This is a genomic window from Porphyrobacter sp. THAI-01a, assembly GCF_056868655.1.
Genome location: NZ_CP180579.1, coordinates 1,863,102 through 1,890,012, shown reverse-complemented (window position 1 = coordinate 1,890,012; position 26,911 = coordinate 1,863,102). Strand labels below are relative to the sequence as shown.

General features: G+C 67.4%; 23 protein-coding genes. 13 read left to right on the top strand and 10 right to left on the bottom strand.

What is annotated here, in order from left to right; translation table 11 throughout:
* Nucleotides 1–18 precede the first annotated feature (18 nt).
* The 4 genes from ACMX37_RS09160 to ACMX37_RS09145 all read left to right on the top strand — a co-directional run bounded on the left by ACMX37_RS09160 (nt 19) and on the right by ACMX37_RS09145 (nt 8,612).
* Entirely contained in the window at nt 19–1,272 is a 1,254-nt protein-coding gene (locus tag ACMX37_RS09160) for a TIGR04063 family PEP-CTERM/XrtA system glycosyltransferase (RefSeq protein WP_483145633.1), read from the top strand.
* A 7-nt stretch (nt 1,273–1,279) separates the two neighbouring features.
* Nucleotides 1,280–2,233, top strand: coding sequence for a hypothetical protein (locus tag ACMX37_RS09155; RefSeq protein ID WP_483145632.1), 954 nt, complete (start codon nt 1,280–1,282; stop codon nt 2,231–2,233).
* Between the two features lie 278 nt (nt 2,234–2,511).
* The gene (gene gltB, locus ACMX37_RS09150; RefSeq protein ID WP_483145631.1) at nt 2,512–7,152 is read left to right on the top strand and encodes a glutamate synthase large subunit; all 4,641 of its coding nucleotides are present in this window, start codon (nt 2,512–2,514) and stop codon (nt 7,150–7,152) included.
* Between the two features lie 23 nt (nt 7,153–7,175).
* Nucleotides 7,176–8,612 (top strand): glutamate synthase subunit beta, encoded by a 1,437-nt coding sequence (locus ACMX37_RS09145; protein ID WP_483145630.1) that lies wholly within the window; start codon nt 7,176–7,178, stop codon nt 8,610–8,612.
* 11 nt (nt 8,613–8,623) lie between these two features.
* Here the strand turns inward: ACMX37_RS09145 and ACMX37_RS09140 are convergent, their stop codons facing one another.
* A complete protein-coding gene (locus ACMX37_RS09140; RefSeq protein WP_483145629.1) occupies nt 8,624–9,097 on the bottom strand; it encodes an Lrp/AsnC family transcriptional regulator in 474 nt (157 codons plus the stop codon).
* 105 nt (nt 9,098–9,202) lie between these two features.
* Between ACMX37_RS09140 and ACMX37_RS09135 the strand changes: the two genes are divergently transcribed.
* Complete coding sequence (locus ACMX37_RS09135; RefSeq protein WP_483145628.1) at nt 9,203–10,282, top strand: S41 family peptidase; 1,080 nt, start codon at nt 9,203–9,205, stop codon at nt 10,280–10,282.
* Between the two features lie 30 nt (nt 10,283–10,312).
* Here the strand turns inward: ACMX37_RS09135 and ACMX37_RS09130 are convergent, their stop codons facing one another.
* From ACMX37_RS09130 to murI, 4 genes are all read right to left on the bottom strand, one after another.
* Nucleotides 10,313–11,005, bottom strand: a complete 693-nt coding sequence (locus tag ACMX37_RS09130; protein ID WP_483145627.1) for a nitroreductase — start codon at nt 11,003–11,005, stop codon at nt 10,313–10,315.
* Nucleotides 10,989–11,675 carry a hypothetical protein gene (locus ACMX37_RS09125; RefSeq protein ID WP_483145626.1) on the bottom strand — a complete coding sequence of 229 codons (687 nt, stop codon included), beginning with the start codon at nt 11,673–11,675 and terminating at the stop codon, nt 10,989–10,991. The genes ACMX37_RS09130 and ACMX37_RS09125 overlap by 17 nt, the downstream gene beginning before the upstream one ends.
* A gap of 39 nt (nt 11,676–11,714) precedes the next feature.
* Nucleotides 11,715–12,935 (bottom strand): 5-aminolevulinate synthase, encoded by a 1,221-nt coding sequence (gene hemA, locus ACMX37_RS09120; RefSeq protein ID WP_483145625.1) that lies wholly within the window; start codon nt 12,933–12,935, stop codon nt 11,715–11,717.
* 174 nt (nt 12,936–13,109) lie between these two features.
* The gene (gene murI / locus ACMX37_RS09115; protein ID WP_483145624.1) at nt 13,110–13,910 is read right to left on the bottom strand and encodes a glutamate racemase; all 801 of its coding nucleotides are present in this window, start codon (nt 13,908–13,910) and stop codon (nt 13,110–13,112) included.
* Nucleotides 13,911–14,024: 114 nt separating this feature from the next.
* Here murI and plsY point away from each other — a divergent pair, with 114 nt between their 5' ends.
* Both plsY and dprA read left to right on the top strand, forming a co-directional pair.
* Entirely contained in the window at nt 14,025–14,612 is a 588-nt protein-coding gene (gene plsY / locus ACMX37_RS09110; protein ID WP_483145623.1) for a glycerol-3-phosphate 1-O-acyltransferase PlsY, read from the top strand.
* Between the two features lie 16 nt (nt 14,613–14,628).
* Nucleotides 14,629–15,762 (top strand): DNA-processing protein DprA, encoded by a 1,134-nt coding sequence (gene dprA / locus ACMX37_RS09105; RefSeq protein WP_483145622.1) that lies wholly within the window; start codon nt 14,629–14,631, stop codon nt 15,760–15,762.
* Here dprA and ACMX37_RS09100 read toward each other — a convergent pair.
* Nucleotides 15,759–16,298 (bottom strand): superoxide dismutase family protein, encoded by a 540-nt coding sequence (locus tag ACMX37_RS09100; RefSeq protein ID WP_483145621.1) that lies wholly within the window; start codon nt 16,296–16,298, stop codon nt 15,759–15,761. The genes dprA and ACMX37_RS09100 overlap by 4 nt on opposite strands.
* A gap of 237 nt (nt 16,299–16,535) precedes the next feature.
* On the opposite strand from ACMX37_RS09100, the gene topA reads away from it, so the two are divergent.
* The 3 genes from topA (at nt 16,536) to ACMX37_RS09085 (ending at nt 20,131) form a co-directional block, all read left to right on the top strand.
* Nucleotides 16,536–19,103: a type I DNA topoisomerase gene (gene topA, locus ACMX37_RS09095; RefSeq protein ID WP_483145620.1), complete on the top strand. Its 2,568-nt coding sequence runs from the start codon at nt 16,536–16,538 to the stop codon at nt 19,101–19,103.
* 97 nt (nt 19,104–19,200) lie between these two features.
* Entirely contained in the window at nt 19,201–19,500 is a 300-nt protein-coding gene (locus tag ACMX37_RS09090) for a hypothetical protein (RefSeq protein ID WP_483145619.1), read from the top strand.
* Between the two features lies 1 nt (nt 19,501).
* On the top strand, nt 19,502–20,131 hold the full coding sequence (locus ACMX37_RS09085) for a response regulator (RefSeq protein ID WP_483145618.1): 630 nt from the start codon (nt 19,502–19,504) through the stop codon (nt 20,129–20,131).
* A gap of 43 nt (nt 20,132–20,174) precedes the next feature.
* Here the strand turns inward: ACMX37_RS09085 and ACMX37_RS09080 are convergent, their stop codons facing one another.
* From ACMX37_RS09080 to lepB, 4 genes are all read right to left on the bottom strand, one after another.
* Nucleotides 20,175–21,425: an nSTAND1 domain-containing NTPase gene (locus ACMX37_RS09080; protein ID WP_483145617.1), complete on the bottom strand. Its 1,251-nt coding sequence runs from the start codon at nt 21,423–21,425 to the stop codon at nt 20,175–20,177.
* Between the two features lie 56 nt (nt 21,426–21,481).
* A complete protein-coding gene (gene era / locus ACMX37_RS09075; RefSeq protein WP_483145616.1) occupies nt 21,482–22,414 on the bottom strand; it encodes a GTPase Era in 933 nt (310 codons plus the stop codon).
* A gap of 155 nt (nt 22,415–22,569) precedes the next feature.
* A complete protein-coding gene (gene rnc, locus ACMX37_RS09070; protein WP_483145615.1) occupies nt 22,570–23,259 on the bottom strand; it encodes a ribonuclease III in 690 nt (229 codons plus the stop codon).
* On the bottom strand, nt 23,256–24,095 hold the full coding sequence (gene lepB / locus ACMX37_RS09065) for a signal peptidase I (protein WP_483145614.1): 840 nt from the start codon (nt 24,093–24,095) through the stop codon (nt 23,256–23,258). Before lepB ends, rnc begins: the two co-directional genes overlap by 4 nt.
* A 58-nt stretch (nt 24,096–24,153) precedes the next feature.
* Here lepB and pgi point away from each other — a divergent pair, with 58 nt between their 5' ends.
* The 3 genes from pgi (at nt 24,154) to ACMX37_RS09050 (ending at nt 26,859) form a co-directional block, all read left to right on the top strand.
* On the top strand, nt 24,154–25,704 hold the full coding sequence (gene pgi, locus ACMX37_RS09060) for a glucose-6-phosphate isomerase (RefSeq protein WP_483148388.1): 1,551 nt from the start codon (nt 24,154–24,156) through the stop codon (nt 25,702–25,704).
* 244 nt (nt 25,705–25,948) lie between these two features.
* Nucleotides 25,949–26,347: a hypothetical protein gene (locus ACMX37_RS09055; RefSeq protein ID WP_483145613.1), complete on the top strand. Its 399-nt coding sequence runs from the start codon at nt 25,949–25,951 to the stop codon at nt 26,345–26,347.
* 65 nt (nt 26,348–26,412) lie between these two features.
* Nucleotides 26,413–26,859, top strand: coding sequence for a hypothetical protein (locus ACMX37_RS09050; RefSeq protein ID WP_483145612.1), 447 nt, complete (start codon nt 26,413–26,415; stop codon nt 26,857–26,859).
* Nucleotides 26,860–26,911 lie beyond the last annotated feature (52 nt).

The following is a 26,911-nucleotide window of genomic DNA, read 5'->3' as shown; positions in this document are numbered from 1 at the left end:
GCGATAGGGCCCTGCGCCATGACCCGCGTTCTCCACGTCCTCGATCACTCGCTGCCGCTCCACAGCGGCTACACCTTCCGCACCCGTGCGATCCTGAAGGCGCAGCAGGGTCACGGGCTGGAGGTGCGCGGGATCACCGGGCAGCGGCACAATCTCGAGGCGGCGGTGACGGGCGCGCGGGAGGAGGCCGACGGGCTGGTCTTCCACCGCACCCCCGGCACGCCCTCCGGCCCGCCGGCCCTGCGCGAACTGGGCGAGATCGAGGCGCTGGCTTCGGCGATCATCGCGCTGGCCGACGAATGGCGGCCCGACATCATCCACGCCCATTCGCCCGCCCTGTGCGGCGCCGCCGCCGAGCGGGCCGCGCGGGCGCTCGGGGTGCCTTTCGTCTACGAGATCCGGGCCTTCTGGGAGGATGCCGCGGTCGGCAACCTCTCGGGCACCGAGGGCAATCTCAAGTATCGCCTGACCCGCGCGCTCGAGACCCGCGTGGCGCGCAGCGCCGACGCGCTGTTCACGATCTGCCACGGATTGAAGGACGATCTCGCCGCGCGCGGCATCCCTGCCGACCGCATCCGCGTGATGCCCAATGGCGTCGACCTGACCCTGTTCGGCGACCCGCCGCCCCGCGATGCGGCGCTGGCGGCAGAACTGGGCATCGACCGCCAAGCGCCGGTGATCGGCTATATCGGCAGCTTCTACGCCTACGAGGGCGTCGACGACCTCATCGCCGCCATGCCGTTGCTGCGCCGTACGCATCCCGATGCGCGGTTGTTGCTGGTCGGTGCGGGGCCGATGGACGCCGCCTGGCGCGCCGCGGCAGCCGCCTTGCCGGAGCCGGAAGCGGTGATCTTCGCCGGCCGCGTGCCGCACAGCGCGGTCGAACGCTACTACTCCCTGGTCGACGTGCTCGCCTATCCGAGAAAGGCCCAGCGCCTGACCGACCTCGTCACGCCGCTGAAGCCGCTCGAGGCGATGGCCCAGCGGCGCCTCGTCGCCGCCTCGGGCGTGGGAGGGCACCGCGAACTGATCGCCGACGGGATCACCGGCACGCTCTTCGGGCCCGACGACCCGGCGGCCTGCGCCGCGGCGCTCGCAGGGCTTCTGGGGGGCCGCGTCGAGTGGGAGGCGATCAAGGACCGCGCGCTCGCCCATGTGCGGGAGCGCCACGACTGGGCGCTCAATGCGCGCGATTATCTCTCTGTTTACCATCTGTTGCTAGCCGGAGACGACCGCGGGGGCGCGTTGCGCCTCGCCGCAAGCACGGGGTGACAGACGCATGAAGCCGGGGAAACAGGGGCGCAGGAACAAGGGCACGCGCCGCAAGGCGAAGGCCCGCAACAAGGTTCCTCTGAGCGCGCATCCCGCCTTTGCCCCGTTGCTCGGCCTGTGGGGCGCGCTGCTCGGCGGTCTGCCGGTGATGGTGCTGCCGCCCGCGCTGGTCGCCGATGCCACCCGCGGCTCGCTGATCGGACTGTGGAACATCCCCGTCCAGCCGGTGCTCGCAGGTCTCAGCGGAATGCTGCTCGGCACGATCGTTTTCGTCGCTGCCGTTCTCAAGTCGGGCGGTTTCCGCCGCCATGCCAGTCCGCAAACCATCATCGAGGCCGCCGCCCGCCGCGTGCGGCCGATCGATCCCCTGCGCGATCTGGGCACGCGGAGCATCGACGATCCGATCGAGACCATGCCCTTTGCCACCCCCGCCTGGCGCGACGCGGCCATCGAGGAGGAAGAAACCCGCGAGGAGGCCGAGGCCGATCTGGAGGCGGCGCCTGCCCCGCGCGAGCTTGACCTTGCGGAATTCGCCCAGCTCCCGGGCCGCGATGCGGTGTGGGTCGAGGAGCCCGGTGAGGCCGAACCCGCCGCTGAACCCGCCCCTGAGACCGTTGCACCCGCCGCCCCGGTGACCGAATTGCGCCGCGCGGTCCCGCCGCCGCCGCCCGAGCCGGGCACCGCCGCGCTCGCCCGTCTGCGCGCCGTCCCGCCGAGCGAGCTCAGCCTTGCCGAGATGGTCGAACGCTTCGCCGCCGCGCTCCACGAACATCGCGAAACCCCGCCGGCCCGGGTGCTGGGCGGCGCCGACATCGCCGCGCGCGAGGCGGCGCTGGCCGAGGCGCTCAAGGCGCTTGCCGCCCTGAGCGGCGGCGCGGCCACCGAGGGGGAGGCGGCCGGCCGCGATGCGCCGCTGCGCGCCGCTCTCGCCCAGCTTCAGACCCGCCGCGGCGTTGCCTGAACGTCTCCGGGGGCGCAAAAGCTGCAACCGACGCCCGCCGCCGGTGCAGGGTGCGCAATCAAGTGATAGTCTGAATAGGTCTGCGAGAAATAAAACTTCGCGCAAAGCCATTGCCAAACCCGCTTCCTGTCGGCATGAGGGCCGCGAAAACGGACCCGGCCGGATCCTGAGCCAAGGCTCCGGCAGGCCCGTGCGACCTGCCCAAGGCGTGTTCCCCTGCATGAGCGATCATGGCCGGGGTGCGCGCCTGTCGGCATCTGACAGAACGGACTTGATGCATGGGATACCCTTCCTCCCAGGGTCTCTACGACCCCGCCAACGAACATGACGCCTGCGGCGTCGGCATGGTTGCGCATATCAAGGGAGAGAAAAGCCACGCGATCATCGCGCAGGCGCTGGAGATCCTCGAGAAGCTCGACCATCGCGGCGCGGTGGGTGCCGATCCGCTGCTGGGCGACGGGGCGGGGATTCTCATCCAGATTCCCGACCCGCTGATTCGCCGCTGGGCGGAAGGCGAGGGCCACGATCTGCCGCAGCCGGGCGAATATGCCGTGGGCATGTGCTTCCTGCCGCAGGACGAGGCGGCGCGCGTCTTCGTCAAGGAGCGGATGGAGGCCTTCACCGCCAAGGAGGGCCAGCGTTTCATCGGCTGGCGCGAGGTGCCGACCACGATGGACGGGCTTGGCAAGGCGGTGATCGCCTCGATGCCGGTGATCGAGATGGCGGTGATCGGGCGAGGCGCGAACTGCCCCGATCAGGACGCCTTCGAGAGGAAGCTGCTGACCATCCGCAAGCAGGTCCAGAACCCGCTCGCCCAGCTCGCCGAAAAGCACGGCCTGCCGGGCGTGACCGAGACCTACATCCCGAGCCTCTCGACCCGCACGCTGGTCTACAAGGGGCTGCTGCTGGCGACACAGGTGGGCAGCTTCTACGACGACCTGCGCGATCCGGCCTGCGTCTCGGCGCTGGGGCTGGTCCACCAGCGCTTCTCGACCAACACCTTCCCGAGCTGGCGCCTCGCCCACCCGTTCCGCTTCATCGCCCACAACGGCGAGATCAACACGGTGCGCGGCAACGTCAACTGGATGAACGCCCGCCGCCGCACGATGGAGAGCGAGCTGCTCGGGCCGGACCTCGACAAGATGTGGCCGATCATCCCGCACGGGCAATCGGACACCGCGTGCCTCGACAACGCCCTCGAACTGCTGATCGCGGGCGGATATTCCCTCGCCCATGCGATGATGATGCTGATCCCGGAAGCCTGGGCCGGCAATGCGCTGATGGACCCGGCACGGCGCGCCTTCTACGAATATCACGCCGCGCTGATGGAGCCGTGGGACGGCCCGGCCTCGGTTTGCTTCACCGACGGGCGCCAGATCGGCGCGACGCTCGACCGCAACGGGCTGCGTCCGGCGCGCTTCTGCGTGACCAAGGACGACATCGTCTGCCTCGCCTCCGAAAGCGGCGTGTTGCCGTTCCGCGAGGAGGACATCGTCCGCAAGTGGCGTCTCCAGCCGGGCAAGATGCTGCTGATCGATCTGGAACAGGGTCGCATCATCGAGGATGACGAGCTCAAGGCCGATCTCGCCAATGCCGAGCCCTATGCCGAGTGGCTGCACCAGGCGCAGTACAAGCTGTCGGACATCACCGACATCGTGCCCGAGCTTGCCGCGATTCCGGCGGAGGAATCGACCCTGCTCCAGCGCCAGCAGGCCTTCGGCTACACGCAGGAGGACGTCTCGCGCTTCCTCGAGCCGATGGCGGTGGAGGGCGACGATCCGGTCGGCTCGATGGGCACCGACACGCCGATCGCGGTGCTCAGCAACCGCGCGCGGCTGCTCTACGACTATTTCAAGCAGAACTTCGCGCAGGTGACGAACCCGCCGATCGACCCGATCCGCGAGGAGCTGGTGATGAGCCTCACCAGCATGATCGGCCCGCGCCCGAACCTGCTCGGCCGCGATGCGGGGACGCACAAGCGCCTCGAGGTCGACCAGCCGATCCTCACCAACGAGGATCTCGCCAAGATCCGCTCGGTCGAGGAGGCGCTCGACGGCGCGTTCCGCTGCGCCACCATCGACATCACATGGGATGTCAAGAGCGGCGCCGAAGGCCTTGAAATGGCGTTGAAGGAGACGTGCTGGGCCGCGACCGAGGCGGTGCTTCAGGATCACAATATCCTCGTCCTGTCCGACCGCGGGCAGAGCGAGGGCCGCGTGCCCATGCCCGCGCTGCTCGCGACCGCGGCGGTGCATCACCACCTCGTCCGGCAGGGCCTGCGGATGCAGACCGGCCTCGTCGTCGAGACCGGCGAGGCGCGCGAGGTGCACCATTTCTGCGTGCTCGCGGGCTACGGCGCGGAGGCGATCAACCCCTATCTCGCGCTGGAGACCATCGAGACCCTGCGCGCCAAGCGCCACCCCGATCTGCCTGCCGCCAAGGTGCAGGCGAACTTCATCAAGGGCGTAGGCAAGGGCATCCGCAAGGTTATGTCCAAGATGGGCATCTCGACGTACCAGTCCTATTGCGGCGCGCAGATCTTCGATGCGGTGGGGCTGTCCTCCGCCTTCGTCGAGAAGTATTTCACCGGCACCGCCACCACCATCGAGGGCATCGGTCTCGCCGAGGTCGCCGAGGAGGCGCTGCGCCGCCATGCGCAGGCTTACGGCGACAACCCGCTCTATGACGGGATGCTCGATGTCGGCGGCATCTACCAGTACCGTCTGCGCGGAGAGGAGCACGCCTGGACGCCGCAGAACGTCGCCCAGTTGCAGCACGCGGTGCGCGGCAATGATCCGAAGAACTACGAGGAATTCGCGAAGTCGATCAACGAGCAGTCCGAAAGGCTGCTGACGATCCGCGGGTTGCTCGAATTCAAGAAGGCCGACCAGCCGATCCCGCTCGAGGAGGTGGAACCCGCCTCCGAGATCGTGAAGCGGTTCTCGACCGGCGCGATGAGCCTCGGCTCGATCAGCCACGAGGCGCATTCGACCATGGCGATCGCGATGAACCGCATCGGCGGGCGCTCGAACACGGGCGAGGGCGGGGAGGAGCCGTTCCGCTTCAAGCCGCTTGCCAACGGGGATTCGATGCGCAGCCGGATCAAGCAGGTTGCTTCGGGCCGCTTCGGCGTCACCACCGAATACCTCGTCAATTCCGACGACATCCAGATCAAGATGGCGCAGGGTGCGAAGCCGGGCGAGGGCGGGCAGTTGCCGGGGCACAAGGTCGACAAGCGCATCGGCGCGGTGCGCCACTCGACTCCGGGCGTGGGCCTGATCTCGCCGCCGCCGCACCACGACATCTATTCGATCGAGGACCTCGCGCAACTCATTCACGACCTCAAGAACGTGAACCCGGTCGCGCGGATCTCGGTCAAGCTGGTGTCGGAAGTGGGCGTCGGCACGGTCGCGGCGGGCGTCTCCAAGGCGCGTGCGGACCATGTGACCATCGCGGGCTATGACGGGGGCACGGGCGCCTCGCCGCTGACCTCGCTGACCCATGCGGGCAGCCCCTGGGAGATCGGCCTTGCCGAGACCCAGCAGACGCTCCTGCTCAACGATCTGCGCGAGCGGATCGCGGTGCAGGTCGACGGCGGCCTGCGCACCGGCCGCGACGTCGCCATCGGCGCGCTGCTCGGCGCGGACGAGTTCGGCTTTGCCACCGCCCCGCTGATCGCGGCCGGGTGCATCATGATGAGGAAGTGCCACCTCAACACCTGCCCCGTCGGCGTCGCCACGCAGGACCCGGTTCTGCGCGCGCGCTTCACCGGCCAGCCCGAGCACGTGGTGAACTACATGTTCTTCGTCGCCGAGGAACTGCGTCAGATCATGGCCGAGCTGGGCTTCCGCACCGTGGCCGAGATGGTGGGGAGGGTCGACCGGCTCGACACCCGCCGGATGGAGCGCCACTGGAAGGCGCGGGGCATCGACCTTTCCCGCATCCTCCACCAGGTGCCGGTCAAGGAAGGCGCCTCGCTGCGCCAGATCGGGGTGCAGGACCACGGGCTCGAAGGCGCGCTGGACAACAAGCTGATCGCCGATTGCCGCAGCGCGATCGAGACAAAGCAGCCGGTGCAGCTCGAATACGCGGTGCGTAACGTCAACCGCACGGTCGGCGCAATGCTTTCGGGCGAGGTTGCCAAGGCGCACGGGCACGAGGGCCTGCCGACCGACACGATCCGCATCAACCTCACGGGCGTCGCCGGCCAGAGCTTCGGCGCATGGCTCGCCCACGGCGTGACGCTCGATCTCGTCGGCGATGCCAACGACTATGTCGGCAAGGGGCTCTCGGGCGGGCGCATCATCGTGCGCCAGCCTGCCGAGGCCCCGCGCGCGGCGCAGGAGAACATCATCGTCGGCAACACCGTGCTCTACGGCGCGATCGCGGGCGAGGCCTATTTCAACGGCGTCGCGGGCGAGCGCTTCGCGGTGCGCAACTCGGGCGCCATTGCGGTGGTCGAGGGCACCGGGGACCACGGCTGCGAATACATGACCGGCGGTGTCGTCGTCGTGCTCGGCAAGACTGGGCGCAACTTCGCGGCCGGCATGAGCGGCGGGGTCGCCTATGTCTACGATCCGGAAGGGCGCTTCACGGACCTCGTCAACCACGCGCAGGTCGATCTGCTGCCGGTTTCGGCCGCACCGGATGCCGATGAGGGAACGGGCCGCCCGGCCCAGCGTCCGCGCTCGGTCACCGATTTCGGCATGGGCGACATGCTGCGCCACGATGCCGAGCGGCTGCGCATCCTGGTCGAGCGTCACCAGCTCCACACGGGCAGCAAGCTCGCGGGCGAGCTGCTGGCCGACTGGGACGCGGCGCTGGGCAAGTTCGTCAAGGTGATGCCGCGCGATTACGCCGCCGCGCTGAAGCGCCTCGAGGCCGAGCGCCACGAAGCCGCCAGCGTCGCTGCCGAATAGACCTTCAGGAACGAGATGTAAGTATGGGCAAGGAAACCGGATTTCTCGAGCTGGACCGCCGCGAGCGGGACTATCTCGATCCCAAGGAACGCCTGAAGAACTACCGCGAGTTCGTCATCCAGCCGGATGATGCGACGCTGACCGGGCAGGCCTCGCGCTGCATGAACTGCGGCATTCCCTACTGCCACAACGGCTGTCCGGTGAACAACATGATCCCGGACTGGAACCACCTCGTCTACGAGGCGGACTGGAAGCGCGCGCTGGCGAACCTCCATTCCACCAACAACTTCCCCGAGTTCACCGGCCGCATCTGCCCCGCGCCCTGCGAGGCGGCCTGCACGCTGAACATCATTGACCAGCCGGTCACCATCAAGTCGATCGAATGCGCGATCGTCGACCGCGGGTGGAAGGAAGGCTGGATCACGCCGCAAATCCCCGAGAAAAAGACCGGCAAGTCGGTCGCCATCGTCGGCTCGGGCCCCGCGGGCCTCGCCTGCGCCCAGCAGCTCGCGCGGGCTGGTCATTCGGTCACCGTGTTCGAGAAGAACGACCGCGTTGGCGGGCTGCTGCGCTACGGCATCCCCGACTTCAAGATGGAAAAGCACCTCATCAACCGCCGCTGCGTGCAGATGGAGGCGGAAGGGGTGACGTTCAAAACCTCGAAGGAGGTCGGCGTGGACATCTCCTTCAAGAGCCTTCAGGAGAATTTCGACGCGGTGGTGCTGGCAGGCGGTGCGGAAGACGCGCGCTCGCTTCAGATCCCCGGCGCCGAGATGCCCGGCGTGCGCCTCGCGATGGAATTCCTGACCCAGCAGAACAAGCGCGTTGCGGGTGACGACGAGCTGCGCGCCGCGCCGCGCGGCAGCCTCACCGCCACCGGCAAGCACGTCGTGGTGCTCGGCGGCGGCGACACGGGGAGCGACTGCGTTGGCACCTCGAACCGGCAGGGGGCGCTCAGCGTCACCCAGCTCGAGATCATGCCCAAGCCGCCCGAGAAGGAAGACAAGGCGCTGACCTGGCCCGACTGGCCGATGAAGCTGCGCACCTCCTCCAGCCACCAGGAAGGCGTGGAGCGCGACTGGGCGGTGCTGGCGAAGCGGGTGCTCGGCGACGGCGAGACGGTCACCGGCCTCGAATGCGTGCGCGTGGAATGGATCGACCGCCAGATGCGCGAGATCGAGGGCAGCGAGTTCGTCATCAAGGCCGACCTGATCCTCCTCGCGATGGGCTTCGTCGGGCCGAAGAAGGCGGGCCTGCTCGAACAGGCGGGCGTGACGCTCGATGCGCGCGGCAATGTCGCGGCGGACACGAACAGCTACGCGACCAGCGAGCCCAATGTCTTCGCCTGCGGCGACATGCGGCGCGGGCAGAGCCTCGTGGTCTGGGCGATCCGCGAGGGCCGCCAGGCCGCGCGCGCGGTCGACGAGGCGCTGATGGGGGTCTCCGAACTCCCGCGCTGAGGCGTCTGGCCCTAGGTCCGGCGCGGCGCGAGATCGACGAAGGGCGCGAATTTCAGCTCGCGCTTGACGAAGCTCGTCTCGTAGCGGCGCACGATCGGCTCGCTTTCGAGCAGGGTTTCGACGAGGTGGTTGAACTCCGCCATGTCGCCGCAATCGAGCAGCAGCAGCAGATCGACCGTGCCGGCAAGCTCATAGCAGAACTGCACCTGCGGCGCGGCGTCGAGCCGCGCGAGTAGCGCCCGCTTGCCCTCCTGGTCGGCATGTTCGGTGAGCTGAAGCGTCACGATCGCGCGCAGCCGCTGCGCCGTCAGCCGCCGCGACAGCAGCGCAACCGTCGCGGTGATCCAGCCCTCGCTTCGCAGCCGCCGGAGCCGCCGGGCAATCGCCGACGGCGAGAGCGGAACGCTCTCGGCCAGCCTTTCGGCGGTCGCGGTATCGTCGCGTTGCAGGAGGTTGAGCAGGGCGCGGTCGAAGGAATCCAGCATGGCCTCTGTGTGCCAGATTTTGGCACGCGGTGCACGAAACTTGCGCAGACTTGCCCCGGCGATGGCGGTAGTGTGCTGCTGGACTAACACAGTAGAGGTTCGCAGATGTATCGTGTCCTGCTGGCGGCCGCGGTCGCCGTTCTTCCGTTTTCCCCTGCTTCCGGCGAGGCCCCGGCCGCTCCCGCCGCGGCACAGGCGCCGGCGTTCGATCGCGCCGTGGCGCGCGAGGCGGTCGGCAGCCTCGCCGAGCGGCTCGAGGCGGATTTCGTCTTTCCCGAGGCAGGCAAGGCCTATGCAGCCATGCTGCGCGCCCGCCTCGCCGAGGGCGCCTATGACAGCTTCCCCGATCCGCGCGCCTTTGCCGAGGCGGTGACCACGGACCTGCAGAAGGTCCACCGTGACGGCCACCTGCGCGTCCACGTGGTCCCGCCCGAGGCGCGCAGCGGCCCGCCGCAGGAAGGGCCGGGCGGCGGCGGCCCGGACCCAGCGCTCAACACCATCACCCGTTCGGGCTGGGAGGCGGACGGGGTGGCCTACATCGCCTTCGACGCCTTCTTCGGGACGCCCGCCACGATGGCCGCGCTCGAGCGGTTCATCGCCGAGCATGCCGGTGCCCGCACGCTGATCATCGACATCCGCGCGCACCGCGGCGGCGGGCTCGCCGAGATGGACCTGCTCTTCCCGCACCTTTTCTCCGAGCCGACGACGCTGGTGACTATGGACACGCGGGCCAGCGTGGTCGCGCGCATGGGCGGCCAGAGCCCGGCGGAGGGCCGCCTGCGCCGTGTCGCGGCGCCCGAGGGCGTGGTGCGCGACGAGCACTATGTCGAGCCGGCGGCGAACGGCGCCTTCCAGCGCAGCGCGGTCTATGTGCTGACCTCGAAGCGCAGCGCCTCGGCAGCCGAACACCTCGCGCTGTCGCTGAAACGGGCGGGCCGCGCCACGCTGGTGGGCGAAACAACCTATGGCGCGGGCAATTTCGGGGGCATGGTGCCGCTCGACAAGGGCTTCACCTATGCCGCCTTCGTGCCGAACGGCCGCACCTTCGATCCCGACACGGGGCAGGGCTGGGAAGGCACCGGGGTCGCGCCCGATGTCGCGGTTGCGGCCGGCGACGCGCTGGCGAAGGCGCTGGAACTCGCGGGCGTAGCCGCTCCTGCCGTCGGGCACGCGGCGGGCGAATAGGGCAGCGCCGGGTGTGACGTGGCGGCGCGCTCAGTCGAAGCCGACGAACCGCGCCGCTTCGGCCACGCTGCGGCGGGTGATCTTCACCGGGTTGGCCGGGAAATCCGGATCGGGCCAGCCCATCGCGACCGCCTTCATGATCACCTGATCGTCAGGGATGCCTGCATGTTCGCGCACCACGGGTGACTGCATGATGCCTTGCGAGTTGATCACGCAGCCCAGTCCCTTGCTCCAGGCCGCATTGACCAGCGCGGTCGTCACCGCGCCGCAATCGAAGGGGGTGTCGTCTGAGCCGTCGAGCTCGCGGTCATAGGTGATGATGACGCAGACCGGCGCGTCGAACTGGCGGAAGCCGCGCAGCACCCAGTCCTGTCGTGCCTCCTTGTCCTCGCGGGCGATGCCCATCGCCTCGAACAGCTGGATCGCGCAGCCGACCTGCCGGTCGCGGTGGACGCCCTTGAAAGGTTCCCCCCGGCGGAATTCGCGGCTGTCGGGCTCGCCCGCCAGAATGCGCTCGGTGTTGCCCTGGCGGATGCGGTCGAGCGGCTCGCCGGTGATAACGTGGAAGTGATAGGGCTGGGTATTCATCGACGAGGGCGAGCGCATCGCCAGCGTCAGGATTTCCTCGATCAGTGCGCGCGGCACGGGCTTGTCGAGATAGCCGCGAATGCTGCGCCGTCCGAGGACGACCTCGGCGTAGGTCTGGTCAGGCGTTCCGCCCATTGCTCTCTCGCTTTTCCAACATTCGTTTCAGGATTGGTTTCAAGGTACCGACGTCGCGATAGTCCTGCTTATGGCCGACAATCACACGCACTGGATCAGAACGGTCAAGTCGCATCTCGGTCGGAAGCCCTTGTAAGCCGCGTTTGTCAACAATCACCCAGAAGCTGAATCCAAGGATGGTGAGTTTCCATCCATTCTTCCCAAGGAACTTGATTCTGTGGGGATGTGTATTGAATTCAATGGGGTGATCGCCGCCGAGTGTGAAAAAATCTCGTGATATGATCATTGGCCAATCTAACGGTTCACGATCAAAGATATGCTTAGCAGCTGGGCCTTCAAAGGGTCCCAAAGATAGCCCACCACTAGAATTGACCTCTCGCCAAATGATGCTCGCTACAAATCTCGACAAATCATCTGGCCGAGGGTTGGAAACCAAGAAAGACTCTTCAGAAGAAGGACGAAATTCCGCCTTGGCTCGTCGAATGAACGCGATCCCGTAGGTATCGAGTTTTGAGGTTATGCTTTCATGGTGATGACATAGCAGGTCATCGTCGAAAGTGCCGCCTTGAGTCTTGCGAATGCCACTGTGGCTGCGGGAGCCTTGAATTGCGTTAGGTGCCCCGCGCCTAAGTTCAATCGTCGCAGCCTTTGGCAAAATGTGGCTGCGCACCGTATCTGGCGAATTGCAAATCTTACAAGGCAAACGAAATCACGCAGCCTCGGCCAGCCCCAGCTCCAGCCGGTCCCAGATCTCGACCAGCGCCGCGGTGAGCTCGTCCATCATCTCTTCGGTGTGGTGAGGGCCGGGGGTGAAGCGCAGGCGCTCGGTGCCGCGGGGGACGGTGGGGAAGTTGATCGGCTGCACATAGACGCCGTATTCGGCGAGGAGGATGTCGCTGATCTTCTTGGCGCGCACCGGATCGCCGACCATCAGCGGGACGATGTGGGTGACCGAATCCATCACCGGCAAGCCGGCTTCGGCGAACTTGAGCTTCAGCAAGGCGGCGGCGCGCTGCTGGGCGTTGCGCTCGACCGAAGACTCCTTGAGGTGCCGCACCGAGGCAAGCACCCCCGCGACCAGCACCGGCGACAAGGAGGTCGTGAAGATGAAGCCGGGCGCATAGGAGCGGATGCAGTCCACCACCTTGGCGCTCGCGGCAATGTAGCCGCCCATCACCCCGAAGGCCTTGCCCAGCGTGCCCTCGATGATGTCGATGCGGTGCGCCGCGCCGTCACGCTCCGAGATGCCGCCGCCGCGCGCGCCGTACATGCCGACCGCGTGGACCTCGTCGATATAGGTGAGCGCGTTGTACTTCTCGGCCAGGTCGCAGATCGCGTGGATCGGGGCGACGTCGCCGTCCATCGAATAGACGCTTTCGAAGGCGATCAGCTTGGGCGTGTCGATGTCGACGCTCGCGAGCAGCTCTTCCAGATGGGCCACGTCATTGTGGCGGAACACCTTCTTCTCGCAGCCCGAATTGCGGATGCCGGCGATCATGCTGGCGTGGTTCAGCTCGTCGGAGAAGATCACGCAGCCGGGAAGCAGCTTGGCAAGGGTCGAGAGCGTCGCGTCGTTCGACACATATCCGCTGGTGAACAGCAGCGCGGCGTCCTTGCCGTGGAGATCGGCGAGTTCGGCTTCCAGTTCGACGTGAAGGTGCGTGTTGCCGCCGATGTTGCGGGTGCCGCCCGAGCCCGCGCCGACATCGTGGAGCGCGGCTTCCATCGCGCCGATCACCTTGTCGTGCTGGCCCATGCACAGGTAGTCGTTCGAGCACCACACCGTGATCGGCTTGGGGCCGTTATGCCCGTGGAAACAGCGCGCGTTGGGATAGGCGCCCTTGTTGCGCATGATGTCGATGAAGACGCGGTACCGGCCTTCCTCGTGCAGACGGTCGATCGCGGAATCGAAAATCTGGTCGTAGTTCACTCGCGTCTCGCTGCTCTCGCGGCCACCTTGCCGGGGCGGGCGCGGCTCCTGCTGTGCTGTTATCGTCCCGCCCAAACGTGCCAGAGGGCGGAAGGTTTCAGACCGCGTATTTAAGGGCGGGCGGGCCCATTTGCTATCACGATCTTTGCGAGCGGCTCGCAAGGCGCCGCGGGTTCAGAAGGCCTCGGCCACCCCGAATCCGCGTGCGGCGAGGGCCTCCTCCAGCCCCTCGGCACCGGCCAGCGGGCCGGTGACGACGAAGCGGTCGGGACCGGTTGCGGCAAAGCCCTGTCCTTCGAGTAGGTGGGCGATGCGCCGAGCGATCCCGTCGGCGCCGTCGATCTGCCGCACCTCGTTGCCGAAGGCGGTCGCAAGCTCGTCCGCCAGCAACGGGAAGTGGGTGCAGGCGAGCACCAGCGTGTCGATTTCGTCCGCACCCGCCATCGTCGCGAGGCGCGCATGGACGTCGGCGATCAGCGCCGGGTCGACGGGCCGCCCGCGCAGCTTGGCCTCGGCGGCCTGCACGAGGCCAGGGGCGGCGACGCGCAGCAGCCGCTTGCCGGCGGCGAACTGCGCCTCGAGATCGTCGACATAGCCTTGGCGGATCGTGGCTTCGGTGCCGACGAGGCCGATGGTGCCGGTCTGCGTCAGCGCCGCAGCCGGCTTGATTGCGGGAACGGTGCCGACAACCGGGATCTCTAGCACGTCGCGCACCATGCCGAGCGCGATGGTGCTGGCGGTGTTGCAGGCGATGCAGGCGAGGCGCGGTTGCCAGCGTTCCGCCATCCGGCCGAGCAGGCCCGCGACCCGCGCGGCGATCTGCGCCTCGGTCTTGGTGCCGTAGGGCAGGCCCGCAAGGTCAGCGGCATAGATCACAGGCGCTTGCGGCAGGACCTTGCGCAGCGCATCGTAGACGGTGAGCCCGCCCACGCCGGAATCGAACAGCAGGATGGGGGAGGCAGCTTCGACGTTCAAAATAATCTCCGTTCGGGCTGAGCTTGTCGAAGCCTCGTCCTTTTCTTTTCAGGTCACGCCATTAGAAGAAAGTCCGGCCCTTCGACAAGCTCAGGGCGAACGGGATGGGATTTGATGAACGCTGCTTTCGCCGCCCTTCTGGGCTTTGTCCTCGGCTCGATCCCCTTCGGCCTGATCCTCACCCGCGCGGCGGGGCTGGGCGATGTGCGGAACATCGGCAGCGGGAGCATCGGGGCGACCAACGTGCTGCGCACCGGCAACAAGGGGCTGGCGGCGGCGACGGTGCTGCTCGATGCGGCCAAGGCGGTGATCCCGGTGCTGGTCGCCAAGGCCGTCTGGCCGGGCACCGAAGGGATCGCTGCGGTCGCGGCGGTGGCGGGGCACTGCTTCACCCCGTGGCTCGCCTTCAAGGGCGGCAAGGGCTTCGCCAGCGCCGCCGGAGCCTTGGGCGCGCTCGCATGGCCGGCGATGCTCGCCTGTGCCGTGATCTGGGGCGCTACGCTGTTTCTCAGCCGGATTTCGAGCGTATCCTCGCTCGTCAGCGTCATTGCCGCGCCGGTGGTGGCGTGGGGCCTCGGCTATCCGGAGGTGATCCCGCCGCTGATCGCCATCGCCGCGATCGTGATCGTCCAGCACCGCGCCAATATCGGACGGCTGATGCGGGGGGAGGAGCCGAAGGTCGGTTCCTCGGGCAAGGCGTGACGGGGGCGCTAGTCTGATGGAGCACCAGGGGTCGCAGCCGGTGCTCAGCCAAGCCGAGGCCTTCGCGCGCATCCGCCTGCTGCGCTCGCCCAATATCGGGCCGGTCAGCTACCGCCAGCTCATCGCCCGTTTCGGCAGCGCGGGGGCGGCGCTCGATGCGCTGCCCGATCTCGCCAGTCGGGGCCGCGCCCCCTATCGTCCGGCCAGCGCCGAAAGCATCGAGCGCGAGGTTCTGAGCGTTCGCAAGGCGGGGGCGCGCTACCTGTTCCACGACCAGCCCGATTACCCCGCGCTGCTCGGCGAACTCGACTCCGCCCCGCCGATCCTCACCTGCCGTGGCCGGCTGGCGCTGGCGAGCGAGCCCTGCGTTGCCCTCGTAGGTGCGCGCAATGCCAGCGCCGCCGCGGTCAAGCTCGCCCGCGATTTCGCCGCCGCGCTGGCCGAGGCGGGCTTCACCGTCGTCTCGGGCCTTGCGCGCGGCATCGACGGGGCAGCGCACGAAGGCGCTTTCCCGCAGACCATCGGCGTCATCGCCAGCGGCATCGACATCGCCTATCCGCCCCAGCACGCCGAGCTTCAGGAACGCATCGCGACAGAGGGCCTCCTGATCGCCGAACAACCCCCCGGCACCGAGCCACGCGGACGGCATTTCCCCTCGCGCAACAGGATCATTGCGGGCCTCGCCAGCGGCACGCTGGTGATCGAGGCCGCGCCGCAATCGGGCAGCCTCATCACCGCGCGGCTGGCGGGCGAGGCGGGGCGCGAGGTGATGGCGATCCCCGGCTCCCCGCTGGATGCCCGGGCGAGCGGGTGCAACCAGCTGATCCGCGAGGGCGCGGTGCTGGTGCAAGCGCCCGATGAGGTGATCGAACTGCTCCAGAGCTTCACCGGCGCGCCGCGTTCGCGCTTCCGCGTGAGCGACGGGGCCGACCTGTTCGACTATGCCGAACTCGCAAAACTCGACTGGGGCGAGGCGCGGGCGGACTTCAGCCACGACATCGCGCACCTCTTAACCAACGCGCCGGTGGAGGTGAACGAACTCATCCGGCAGACGCAGGCAACCCCCGCCGAGGTGCACATGGCGCTGCTCGAGCTGGAACTGGCGGGCGAACTGGTGCGCGAGGCGGACGGGACCGTGCGGCGCGCCTAACCCTTGGGGACGATCACCCCGCAGGCCTGCCGCCCGCCGCTCGAGTCCATCGTGCGATAATCGTCGGTCGCGGCGTGGATGATCACCGCCGCGCCGTCGGCATCGCTCAGGCTGTGGGGCAGGGCATCGCTGGCGGGCCCCTTGATCGTCACCTTGGGCACGAAGAACTCCGCGCGCGCCGTGCCATCATCGGCGACGTCGAGATTGGGCAGGTCGCCCGCGTGATAGCCGCCCGCTGTGTGGAAGCCGTGCTCGGTGTCGGCGGGGTTGAAGTGCCCGCCGGCGGCGTCGAAATCGGGCGTGCAGGCGCCGGTCTGGTGGATGTGGAGCCCGTGCTTCCCGGCGGTCAGCCCGCGCACGTCGACGCGCATCACCACGCCGTGCTCGGCCTGGGCGAGGCTTATCGTCCCCACCTCGCTGCCGTCGGCAAGGCGCATCTCGGCCACCGTGGCCTCGTCGGTGGGGGCGGGGTCGTTCGCGAGCGCGGGCGCAGCGGCGGCGAGCAGGGCGGCGGAAAGGGCAAGGGGGCGGTTCATCGTCAGGGGCTCCTTCGTTTCACCCCGGGCGCTACGCTGCCGGGCAGGGCAGGGTTCCGGACCGGCACGGCAGGGCGGGCACGCCTGTCGGCAGGGCGATCATGCGCGCCTCACCCGCCGCGCGGCTTTCCAAGGCTCGCCGCAGCCCGCCCCCTCGCGCAAGGCGGCTTGACTTGGCGCGCGCTTCCTCGCCACCCTCGCGCACACGTACACGTAAGGGACAGTCCTCCTCTCATCATGCAACTCGTCATCGTCGAATCCCCCGCCAAGGCCAAAACCATCGAGAAATATCTCGGGCAGGACTTCAAGGTCCTCGCCTCCTACGGCCATGTCCGCGACCTGCCGGAGAAGGACGGCAGCGTCGATCCGGAGGACGGCTTCGCGATGCAGTGGGAGCTCTACGGCGACAAGCAGAGCCGCTTCCGCGAGATCGCCGATGCCGCCAAGGGGGCCTCGCGCCTCGTGCTCGCCACCGACCCCGACCGCGAGGGCGAGGCGATCAGCTGGCACGTGCTGGAGCTCTTGAAGAAGCGCAAGGCCTTGCCCGCTCAGGTCCAGCGCGTCACCTTTAACGCGATCACCAAGCAGGCCGTGACCGAGGCGATGGCCCGCCCGCGCGAGCTCGACCAGCCGCTGATCGACGCCTACCTCGCCCGCCGCGCGCTCGACTACCTGTTCGGCTTCACGCTTTCGCCGGTGCTGTGGCGCAAGCTCCCGGGCGCCAAGAGCGCGGGCCGCGTGCAATCCGTGGCGCTGCGCCTCATCGTCGAGCGCGAGCGCGAGATCGAGGCCTTCCGCGCGGAGGAATACTGGAGCGTCGTTGCCCATATGCAGCACGACGGCACGGCCTTCGATGCGCGGCTGGTGAAGTTCCGGGGCGAGAAGCTCGAACGCCTCAGCCTCGGGGCGGAAGGCATTGCGATGGAGGCCAGGGCCGCGGTCGAGAACGGGCGCTTCCTCGTCGAGGGCGTCGAGACGAAGCCCGTCAAGCGCAACCCCGCACCGCCGTTCACCACCTCGACCCTCCAGCAGGAGGCCGCGCGAAAACTCGGCTATTCGGCGCAGCACACCATGCGGCTTGCCCAGACGCTCTACGAGGCGGGCGCGATCACCTACATGCGCACCGACGGGGTGCAGATGGACATGAGCGCGATCATGGCGGCGCGCGATGCCATCGCGGCGCGCTTCAGCGAGGATTACCGCCCCGAAAAGCCGCGCTTCTACAGCACCAAGGCCAAGAACGCGCAGGAGGCCCACGAGGCGATCCGCCCTACCGATTTCACCCGCGAACGCGTCGGCAGCGGCGACGAGGCCAAGCTCTACGACCTCATCTTCAAGCGCGCGATGGCGAGCCAGATGGCGACCGCGCAGCTCGAACGCACCACCGTCACCCTGCGCGATGCCACCGGGCAGCACGAGCTGCGCGCCACCGGGCAGGTGATCCGCTTCCCCGGCTTCCTCGCGGTCTACCAGGAAGGCCTCGACGATGCGGACGACGACGAGAGCGGCCTCCTGCCGGTGATGAAGGCGGGCGATAGCCCCGCCAAGCTCGGCGTCGATGCCACCCAGCACTTCACCCAGCCGCCTGCGCGCTTCTCCGAGGCGAGCCTCGTCAAGCGGCTCGAGGAGCTCGGCATCGGGCGCCCGTCCACCTATGCCTCGACCATCCAGACCCTCAGGAACCGTGCCTATGTGCGCATGGAGAAGAACCGCTTCTTCGCCGAGGAATCGGGCCGGCTGCTGACCGCCTTCCTCGAACGCTTCTTCCCCAACTACGTCGCCTATGATTTCACCGCGGGGATGGAAGACGAGCTCGACGTCGTCTCCGACGGGCGCGAGGACTACAAGATCCTGCTCGAACGCTTCTGGCGCGATTTCAAGCCTAAGGCCGACGAGGTGATGGCGAAGATGCCCTCGGAAGTGACCGAGGCGCTCGACGAATATCTCTCCGACTTCCTCTTCCCGCCGCGCGAGGACGGTAGCGACCCGCGCGCCTGTCCGCTGTGCGCGGCCGAGGGGCGGGCGGGTGGCCGTCTGTCCCTGCGGGGTGGGCGCTACGGCGCCTTCGTCGCCTGCGCCAACTACCCGGAGTGCAAATACACCCGCCGCTTCGCCCAGCCGGGCGGCGAAGGCGGGGCCGAGGACGGCGTCATCGGCCAGCACCCCGAAACCGGCGAGGACATCACCCGCAAGACCGGCCGCTTCGGCCCCTATGTCGAGATGGGCAGCGGCAAGGAGGCCAAGCGCGCCAGCATCCCCAAGGACCTCGACGACTTCGATCTGGATTGGGCGGTAAAGCTGCTCGATCTGCCGCGCATCATCGGCGCCCATCCCGACACGGGACTCGAAATCGAAGCAAATATAGGGCGTTACGGCCCTTATCTCAGGCATGACGGCAAGTACGGCAAGCTGTCGAACACCCGCGAGGTGTTCGAGGTCGGCATGAACCGCGCGGTCGATATCCTCGCGCAGGCCGCCAATCGCGGCGGTGCGGGGGCGTCACGTGGCAAGGCCGAGGCGATCGCCACGCTCGGCCAGCACCCGACCAGCGGGGGCGAGATCAAGGTCATGCCGGGCCGCTACGGCCCCTATGTCACCGACGGCACCACCAACGCCACCATCCCGCGCGACACCAAGCCCGAGGACGTGACGCTCGCCGCCGCGATCGAACTGATCGATGCGCGCGCGGCCAAGGGGCCCGCCAAGGGCAAGGGCAAGAAGAAGGCCCCGGCCAGAAAGACGGCCGCCAAGAAGGCCCCGGCCAAGAAGGCCCCTGCCAAAAAGAAGGCGGCTGCGACGAAATGAGGGTCGGGGCGGTGCGAAACGCCGCCCCGGGCCTACCGGCGTTGAGAAAACATAAAGCATTTGCCCCCTAGAACCGGTGCCAGACGAGGGCTGCGCCGTGATCGAAATCGAAGTCCAGAACGAGACCCACCAGACCCAGAGCCGGATCCGCTTCGCCGCGGTCCCGCGCATCGGCGAAGGCCTGCGCCTGCGCGAGCCGGACGGCATGTGGGCAAGCTACGATGTGCTCGACGTGTGGTACCAGAAGGCCGAGTTCGGCGATGTCTGGATGCCCTATCTCCATGTCCGCGTGACCCCGGGCGAGGTGGTCGGCGCCATCGAGGCGGACCCCTATTCCGACGATTACGCCGCGCAGGCCTACGAACAGGGCTATGCGGCGATGGGCGGGGGGCGCTGACGTGCAGAACCTGATCAAGCGCCAGACCGGCCCCAACCGCCGCCCGGCGATGGAGGGCAAGACGCTCGCCGAGAAGCTCGCCCAGAATGAAGCCATGCTTGCCGCCGCCGCCGAGGATGACGCTGCGCGCGTCGCCGCTGCTGCCGCCGCCCCGGCGCCTGCCGCTCCCGCCGGGTCCCCCGAACCCGACGACACCGCAGCGATCGTCGCCGCCGCCAAGGCGATGCGCGACCGCTATCCCGGCCGCGAGGCCCAAGCCGCGCCGCAGCGTACCTGCCTGATCGTCGACGACAGTCGGGTGATCCGCAAGGTCTCGAGCAAGATCGCGCTCAGCCTCGGCTATGTGCCGGTGGAGGCCGAGAACGGCGAGGAGGCGCTCGCGCGCTGCAAGAAGTCGATGCCCGATCTGGTGCTGACCGACTGGAACATGCCCGAGATGGACGGCATCGAATTCGTCACCAAGCTGCGCGCCATCCCCACCCCCAAGGAGCCGGTGGTGGTGTTCTGCACCTCGAACGGCGAGGCCAAGGATATCCACGACGGCATCGCCGCGGGCGCGGACGATTACATCGTCAAGCCCTTCGACGAGGCGGCATTGCGGGCGAAGCTGGAGCGGCTCGGGCGGGGGTGATTTAGGTCGATGAAGCTATTGATAATTCTATCGCTCCATCAAGTTAGTCGTCAGCCGATCCAAAAAGGTGTCCTTGAGCAGGAAAGCGGAGAATAGCCTTGGCAGCGTCGTTCACCATGCCGTCAGCGATACCCTTCATGAGGACGTAGGGCTGCATAGTCGGTTCAATAAAACGAAAGCGGTAAGCTCTCGGCTCGCCTGTTCGCTGCAAAATCTGGCCCCTCTTTGTGGTATGCCAGTCGCCCAGATGGTTCTGATACTGAGCAATTTGCATCGGCCGCCCAAGTATCTTTTCTAGAGGCTCTCGAACAGCGGCAGGAGTGAAATAGCCGTTGTCATCAGCACGTGCTAAGGCGCACGCAAGCAATATCTCCTTGAAGAGATTTCCAGGTTGGTTGCTTGCGGTTGCGGCCTCGTACTTATCTCGAAGAGATTGCAACGAACCTCTAAGAATATCTTGAATGGCGTCATCAACGTCAGATTCGGTAATTGTTCGCCGCAGATCCTTGACCGCCGAAAGAGCAGCGTGCTTGCCAAGACGATGGACGTATGTTGGAAGTCCGCGAGATAGAATGATTATCTTCCAGCGAGCATCCTCGTCAATCTGCATCCCTAGCTGCTTGAGGCGTTTGTCCAAGATGTCTCCGAGTTCAGGACGCGACATCCGAGGCATCAAAACTTCCTCGGTGCATCTCTCAATCGACGCATGATCCGAGAAAAGTTGGGTGACATTATCTCCAACTCCAACCACTACAATCGTAGCCGAGACACCTTCGTCCGACAGCGCCTTAAGGGTATTCGCCATTAGGCGAGAAGTAGTGCCATCATCACTGATTTCGTTGAACTCATCAATGACAAAAATCGGGATGTCCGAAGCAGAAAAATGCTTCATTTCGCGCAAAACATCATCTGGCGAAATCGTCGTAGGGTAAAGATCAATGACGGTAACGTCTTTGCCTTCTTCTGATATCGTAAATCGAATATCCTTGAAAAACTTCCTCCATATCGAGTCAAAGCTGTCGCCCGGCGTGCATGCCTTGCGACTATGAACGACAGTTTGTGGCCCTGCCGGCACTAGATGTTCGAGGATCTGGGATAATGACGTCTTGCCGACGCCGCGTTCACCATACAACACGACATGACGTCCCGGCTCCGCCACTGCCTCGATCATTTGGTCGATCTTTTCACGCCGCCCAGCAAACATGTCGGCCAAACGAATGGGCGTGGACGGAGTGAAAAGTTGGTTGATCTCGTACCGGAGTGGTCCGACTTCGTCAGGATGTAGTTTTTTCATCTGAAAAAGCTAACACAAAGGGCAGCAATGATACAAGTACCATCCTAACTCAAACCTCACCGCACCCAGTCCAGCCCGATCTCCTCGAAGATCTCGCGGTCCTCGGCCCAGTTCTCCAGCACCTTGACGTGCAGGTAGAGGTGCACCTTCACCCCCAGCACCTCGGCCAGTTCCGCGCGGGCGGCGGCGCCGATGGCCTTGATCTTCGAGCCGCCCTTGCCGAGCACGATCGCGCGCTGGTTGTCGCGGGTGACGACGATCTGCTGGTGGATTTCCACGCTGCCGTCGGGGCGGACCTCGTACTTCTCGGGCCGCACCGCGCTGTCGTAGGGCAGTTCCTCGTGGAGCTGCTGGTAGAGCTGTTCGCGGGTGATCTCGGCGGCGAGGAGGCGTTCGGAGGCGTCGGAGACCTGGTCCTCGGGATACATCCATTCGCCCTCGGGCATCATCCGCGCGAGGTTGTCCTTCAGCTCCGGCACGCCCTCTCCGGTCAGGGCGGAGACGAAGAACACCTCGGCAAAATCGACCTTGCCGGTGAGCTCCTGCGCCAGCACCAGCAGCGGCTCCTTCTTGGCGCGGTCGACCTTGTTGAGGACGAGGATCTTGCGCTCGGGCCGCCCCGCCAGCGTCTCCAGCAGCGGTTCGAGCTCGTGGCGGCGCTGCTTGATCGGATCGACCAGCAGGAGGACGGCATCGGCGGCCTCCGCGCCCTCCCATGCGGCGCTCACCATCGCCCGGTCGAGGCGGCGGCGCGGGGCGAAGATGCCGGGGGTGTCGACGAGGATCATCTGTACCGGCGCGCCGTCGGCGAGGTCGTGCAGCGCGATCCCGAGCATGCGGGCGCGCGTCGTCTGGGCCTTGGCGCTGGTAATCGCGACCTTCTGGCCGACGAGGGCGTTGACGAGGGTCGACTTGCCGGCATTGGGCGCGCCGAGCACGGCGACGACACCGCAGCGGGCGGCGGGGGCAGGGGGGGTGGTTTCGGTCATCGCCCGCTCATACCGCCGCGCGCCGGGAATGTCGAAGGCTGTGCGCGCGCATGGGCGGGCCGTGCCGCGGTCATCGTGCGGTCATCGCGCGGTCATCCCGCTGCCGTCCCGTGGCGGAAGCGGTGTTCCACGTGGAACATCCCGGGGGATGGCGGTCAGCCGAACCGCTCGATGAAGGCCTTGGCGGCGAGCCTTTCGGCCTCGCTCTTGCTGGTCGCGGTCGCCTCGGCGTGACCGACATTGCGGACCGTGACGCGGACGGTGAAGCGCGCCGCATGGTCGGGGCCTGAGCGGTCGGTGACCTCGTAGACCGGGGTGGCGCGGCGGTTGCCCGCAGCCCATTCCTGAAGCGCGCTCTTGGGGTGCTTGGCCTTGCCCTCGTCGCCCTCGAGCTCCCTTGCCCAGAGCCGGTAGATCAGCGCCTGCGCGGCATCGAAGCCGTGCTCGATGAAGCAGGCGCCGATCAGCGCCTCCATCACGTCGCCGAGGATCTTGTCGCTGTCCGCCCCGCCATCGTCGCGCGCCTGCTTGCCGAGGCGGATGTGGACGGGCAGGCCGATGGAGCGCGCGATCCGGGCGCAGGTGGCGCCGCTGACAAGGGCGTTGAGCCGCTGGGACAGCCGGCCCTCCGGCGCATCGCCCGCGCGGAACAGCCAGGCCGCGACCGACAGGCCGAGCACCCGGTCGCCGAGGAATTCGAGCCGCTGGTAATCGGCGGCATCGGCCGGGCCCGATCCGTTGAAGCTGCCGTGGGTCAGCGCCTCGAGCCAGGTCGCCTCGTCGACCGGCGCAAGGCCCTGCTGCGCAAGCCATTCACGGGTCGCGGGATCGAGCGTCCCGGTCACAGCAGGTCCCCGATCCGGTCCCAGCGCGCGGCGGTGAACCAGGTCCAGGGCTTGAGCCAGTCGGCGCTGCCGTCGGTCGACCACACGATCACCGCCGCACGGCCGACCAGCAGGTCATGCGCGACGAAGCCCACCCCCTCGCCGGACGAGGCGGGGAAGCGGCTGTCGAGCGAGCTGTCGCGGTTGTCGCCCATCACGAAAAGCGCGCCCTCGGGCACGGTGACCTCGGCGAAGTCGTCGGCACCGGTGCGGCCGAAATCGAGCACGCGGAAGGCGGGGCCGCCGCCGGGCAGGGTCTCGCGGAAGGCGGCATAGCGGCACGCCTCGCTCCCGTCGGCGGCGCGTTCGATGTCGCCGCCCCAGGCGCAGCCGGTGTTGGGCGAGACCGGCACCAGCGCATCCGGCGCCCGCACGCGCGCGACACGCGCGCCGTTCAGCACCACCTCGCCGCCCTGCACCGCCACGCGGTCGCCCGGCAGGCCGATGACGCGCTTGATGTAGTCGCGCCGGTCGACGGGGTGCTTGAAGATGACGATGTCCCCGCGCTCCGGCGTTGCCGCCAGCAGCCGGCCCTCGGGCAGGGCGAGATCGAAGGGCAGGGAATGGCGCGAGATGCCGTAGGGCCACTTGGCGGCGAGCAGGTAGTCGCCGTTCATCAGCCGCGGAAGCATGGATTCGGACGGGATCGAGAAGGGCGAGAAGACGAAGATACGGAAGGCCAGCACGGCCAGCAGCAGCTTGACCAGAAACCAGGCGAAGCTGCCCCAGCCATCGCCCGTGCGGGGCCCGGCTGCGGCGGGCGGCGCTGCCCCCAGCGATTGGGTCTTAACATCCATCGTTCATGCCCTTACTCGCAGCCGCACACTTGCGCAAAGGGGAACGATGATGAGCGGCATGGACGGGTCTGGCGGCGGGGATGCGGCGGCGGTATGGGCGAGCCTTCGCGCCGCGGAACACCCGACGCTGGCGGGGCTGTTTGCGAATGATCCCGATCGTCCCTCCGCCCTGACCCGGCGGATCGACTGGCCGGTGGAGCCCGGCAGCGAGACGCGCGCGGGGATGCTGATCGATTTCTCCAAGACCCACCTCTCGGGCGAGACGCTCGGCCTGTTCGAGGCGCTGGCCGAGGCGCAGGGCTTCGGCGCGGCCCGCGAGGCGCTGTTCGGCGGGGGGATCGTCAATCCGACCGAAGGCCGCGCCGCCACCCACGGCGCCCTGCGCGGCAGCGGCACGCCCGCGCAGGTCGACGAGGCCGAGGCCCTGCTCGCCCGCATGGGGATGCTGGTCGAGGCGATCCATGAGGGCGCACTGGGCGAGGTCCGGCACTGCATCGCGATCGGGATCGGCGGGTCGGCGCTCGGCCCGGCGCTCGCCATCGATGCGCTGACCCGCGATCTCGCGCTGGTCGATGTCCATGTCGTCTCGAACATCGACGGCCTCGCGCTCGAACAGGCGTTCCGCGCCTGCGATCCGGCGACGACGCTGATCGCGGTCGCCTCCAAGACCTTCACCACCATCGAGACCATGACCAACGCCGCGAGCGCGCTCAAGTGGCTTGCCGAGAACGGCGTCGAGGACCCGGGCGGGCGGGTGGTGGCGCTCACCGCTGCCCCCGAGAAGGCGGTCGAATGGGGCGTCGACGAAACCCGGGTGCTGCCCTTCGTCGAGAGCGTCGGCGGGCGCTATTCGCTGTTCTCGAGCATAGGCTTTCCGGTCGCGCTGGCGATCGGCATGGACGAGTTCCGGGCGATGCTCGCCGGTGCCAAGGCGGTGGACGACCATTTCCGCCAGACTGAGGGCCGCGCCAACGCGCCCCTGCTCGCGGCCTTCTGCGACCAGTATTACACCCGCCTGCGCGGCTGCCACACCCGCGCGGTCTTCGCCTATGACGAGCGCCTCGCGCTGCTGCCCGACTATCTCCAGCAGCTCGAGATGGAGTCGAACGGCAAGAGCGTGACCGCCGACGGCAAGCCCGTGGACGGGCCGACCGCGGCGGTGACGTGGGGCGGGGTGGGGACCGATGCACAGCACGCGGTGTTCCAGCTGCTCCACCAGGGCACGCACCTCATCCCGGTGGACTTCATCGCCTCGATCGCGCCCGGCGACGCTCTCGATCCGGCGCATCACCGCATCCTGCTGATGAACTGCCTTGCCCAAGGGGCGGCGCTGATGGCGGGCAAGCCGTCGGACGATCCCGCGCGCGCCTATGCGGGGGACCGGCCCTCGACGACGTTCCTCGTCGACGATTGCGACGCTGCCGCGCTCGGTGCGCTGATCGCCTTCCACGAGCACCGCACCTTCGCCAATGCCGTGCTGATGGGGATCAACCCGTTCGACCAGTTCGGGGTGGAGCTGGGCAAGGCGATCGCCAAGCAGATCGAATCCGGGGAAGGGACCTTCGATCCCAGCACCCGCGCGCTGATGGCGGCGGCGGGGCTGGCCTGACCGGCTGCTGGTGCAGAATTGCCACACCGGACGGGCGGCATTGCGCGGAACGCTATTCTTGTTCCTCGCGGAAGTTGCAGTCTTTCGTAGGCCGGTAACTTAATTGCTGGCTTGTGTGGGCGGTGTGCAAGAAACCGCCGATTTGAACGGTTTGCCGCGTTCGAATTGCACCTCGGCAATGAGCGGTTAAGGTGGAGGCTCTGCGGCGCTGACCGCATCCTCCATCCGCGATCAGGGCCCGTTCATGAAATCCGCGCTTTTCCTCGTTCCGATCGCCGCGCTTGTCGCGATTTCCACTCCCGTGATCGCCGAGGAGAAGGCCCAGAACGACGGTACGGCGCGCTCCAAGGTCAAGCCGGCGCGGTTGATCGAGTTCACCGGCGACCGTGAGTTCCTCAAGGAATCCTCGCGCCTCAGGGTTTGGCGCGGCGAAGTGGGTTACACGCTCGAAGTGGACGCGGCCGGAACGCCGACCGATTGCGAGCTGACCGAGAAGTTCCGCATGAACTACGTCAACGACAAGCTGTGCGAAGTGCTGCTCAAGCACCACAGCTTCGAGCCTGCGGTCGACGACAGCGGCGCGGCAGTCGAGAGCAGCTACGAGGGTAAGCTCAACTATCTGGAAATGCGCGAGAAGGATTGATTTACCGCCGGAACCGTGTTTTCCTTCGGCCGTTTCCAAGGCACCGCCGTTGGAAAGGGTCGCATATGAAGGTCGCCGGTCTCGCGCTTGCCGCACTCGCCGCCACTGCGGGTTCCGCTCCGGCTTTCGCCTCGACGCCGCCGGTTACCGAAAGCGCCGCCGTGCGCGCTGCGATCGGGCAGGCCCACACGGTCGCTTCACCCGCCCGGGCCAGCGGAGCCCAGCCTGCCGAACTGGTCGATTTCGACTACCACCGCTTCTTCGAACGCGCCTTCCGGCTCGGTATTCCGACCCAGCGGATCGCCTATGAGCTGACGGTAGGGGCAGACGGCAAGCCCACCGGTTGCGCGCTGAGCCGCGACTACCGCTACGCCGCGACCGACCGGCAGATGTGCCGCCAGATCATGCGCGTGGCGCGCTTCAATCCCGCCCGCGATGCGCAGGGCAATGCCGTCGCCGGCACCTATAGCGGCGAGGTCATGATGGTGAATGTCGTCTTCTACGACCGATAATCCTTTGACATTCGGGCGCCGAGGCCCCATCTGCGCCCCATCGAAGCGCGCT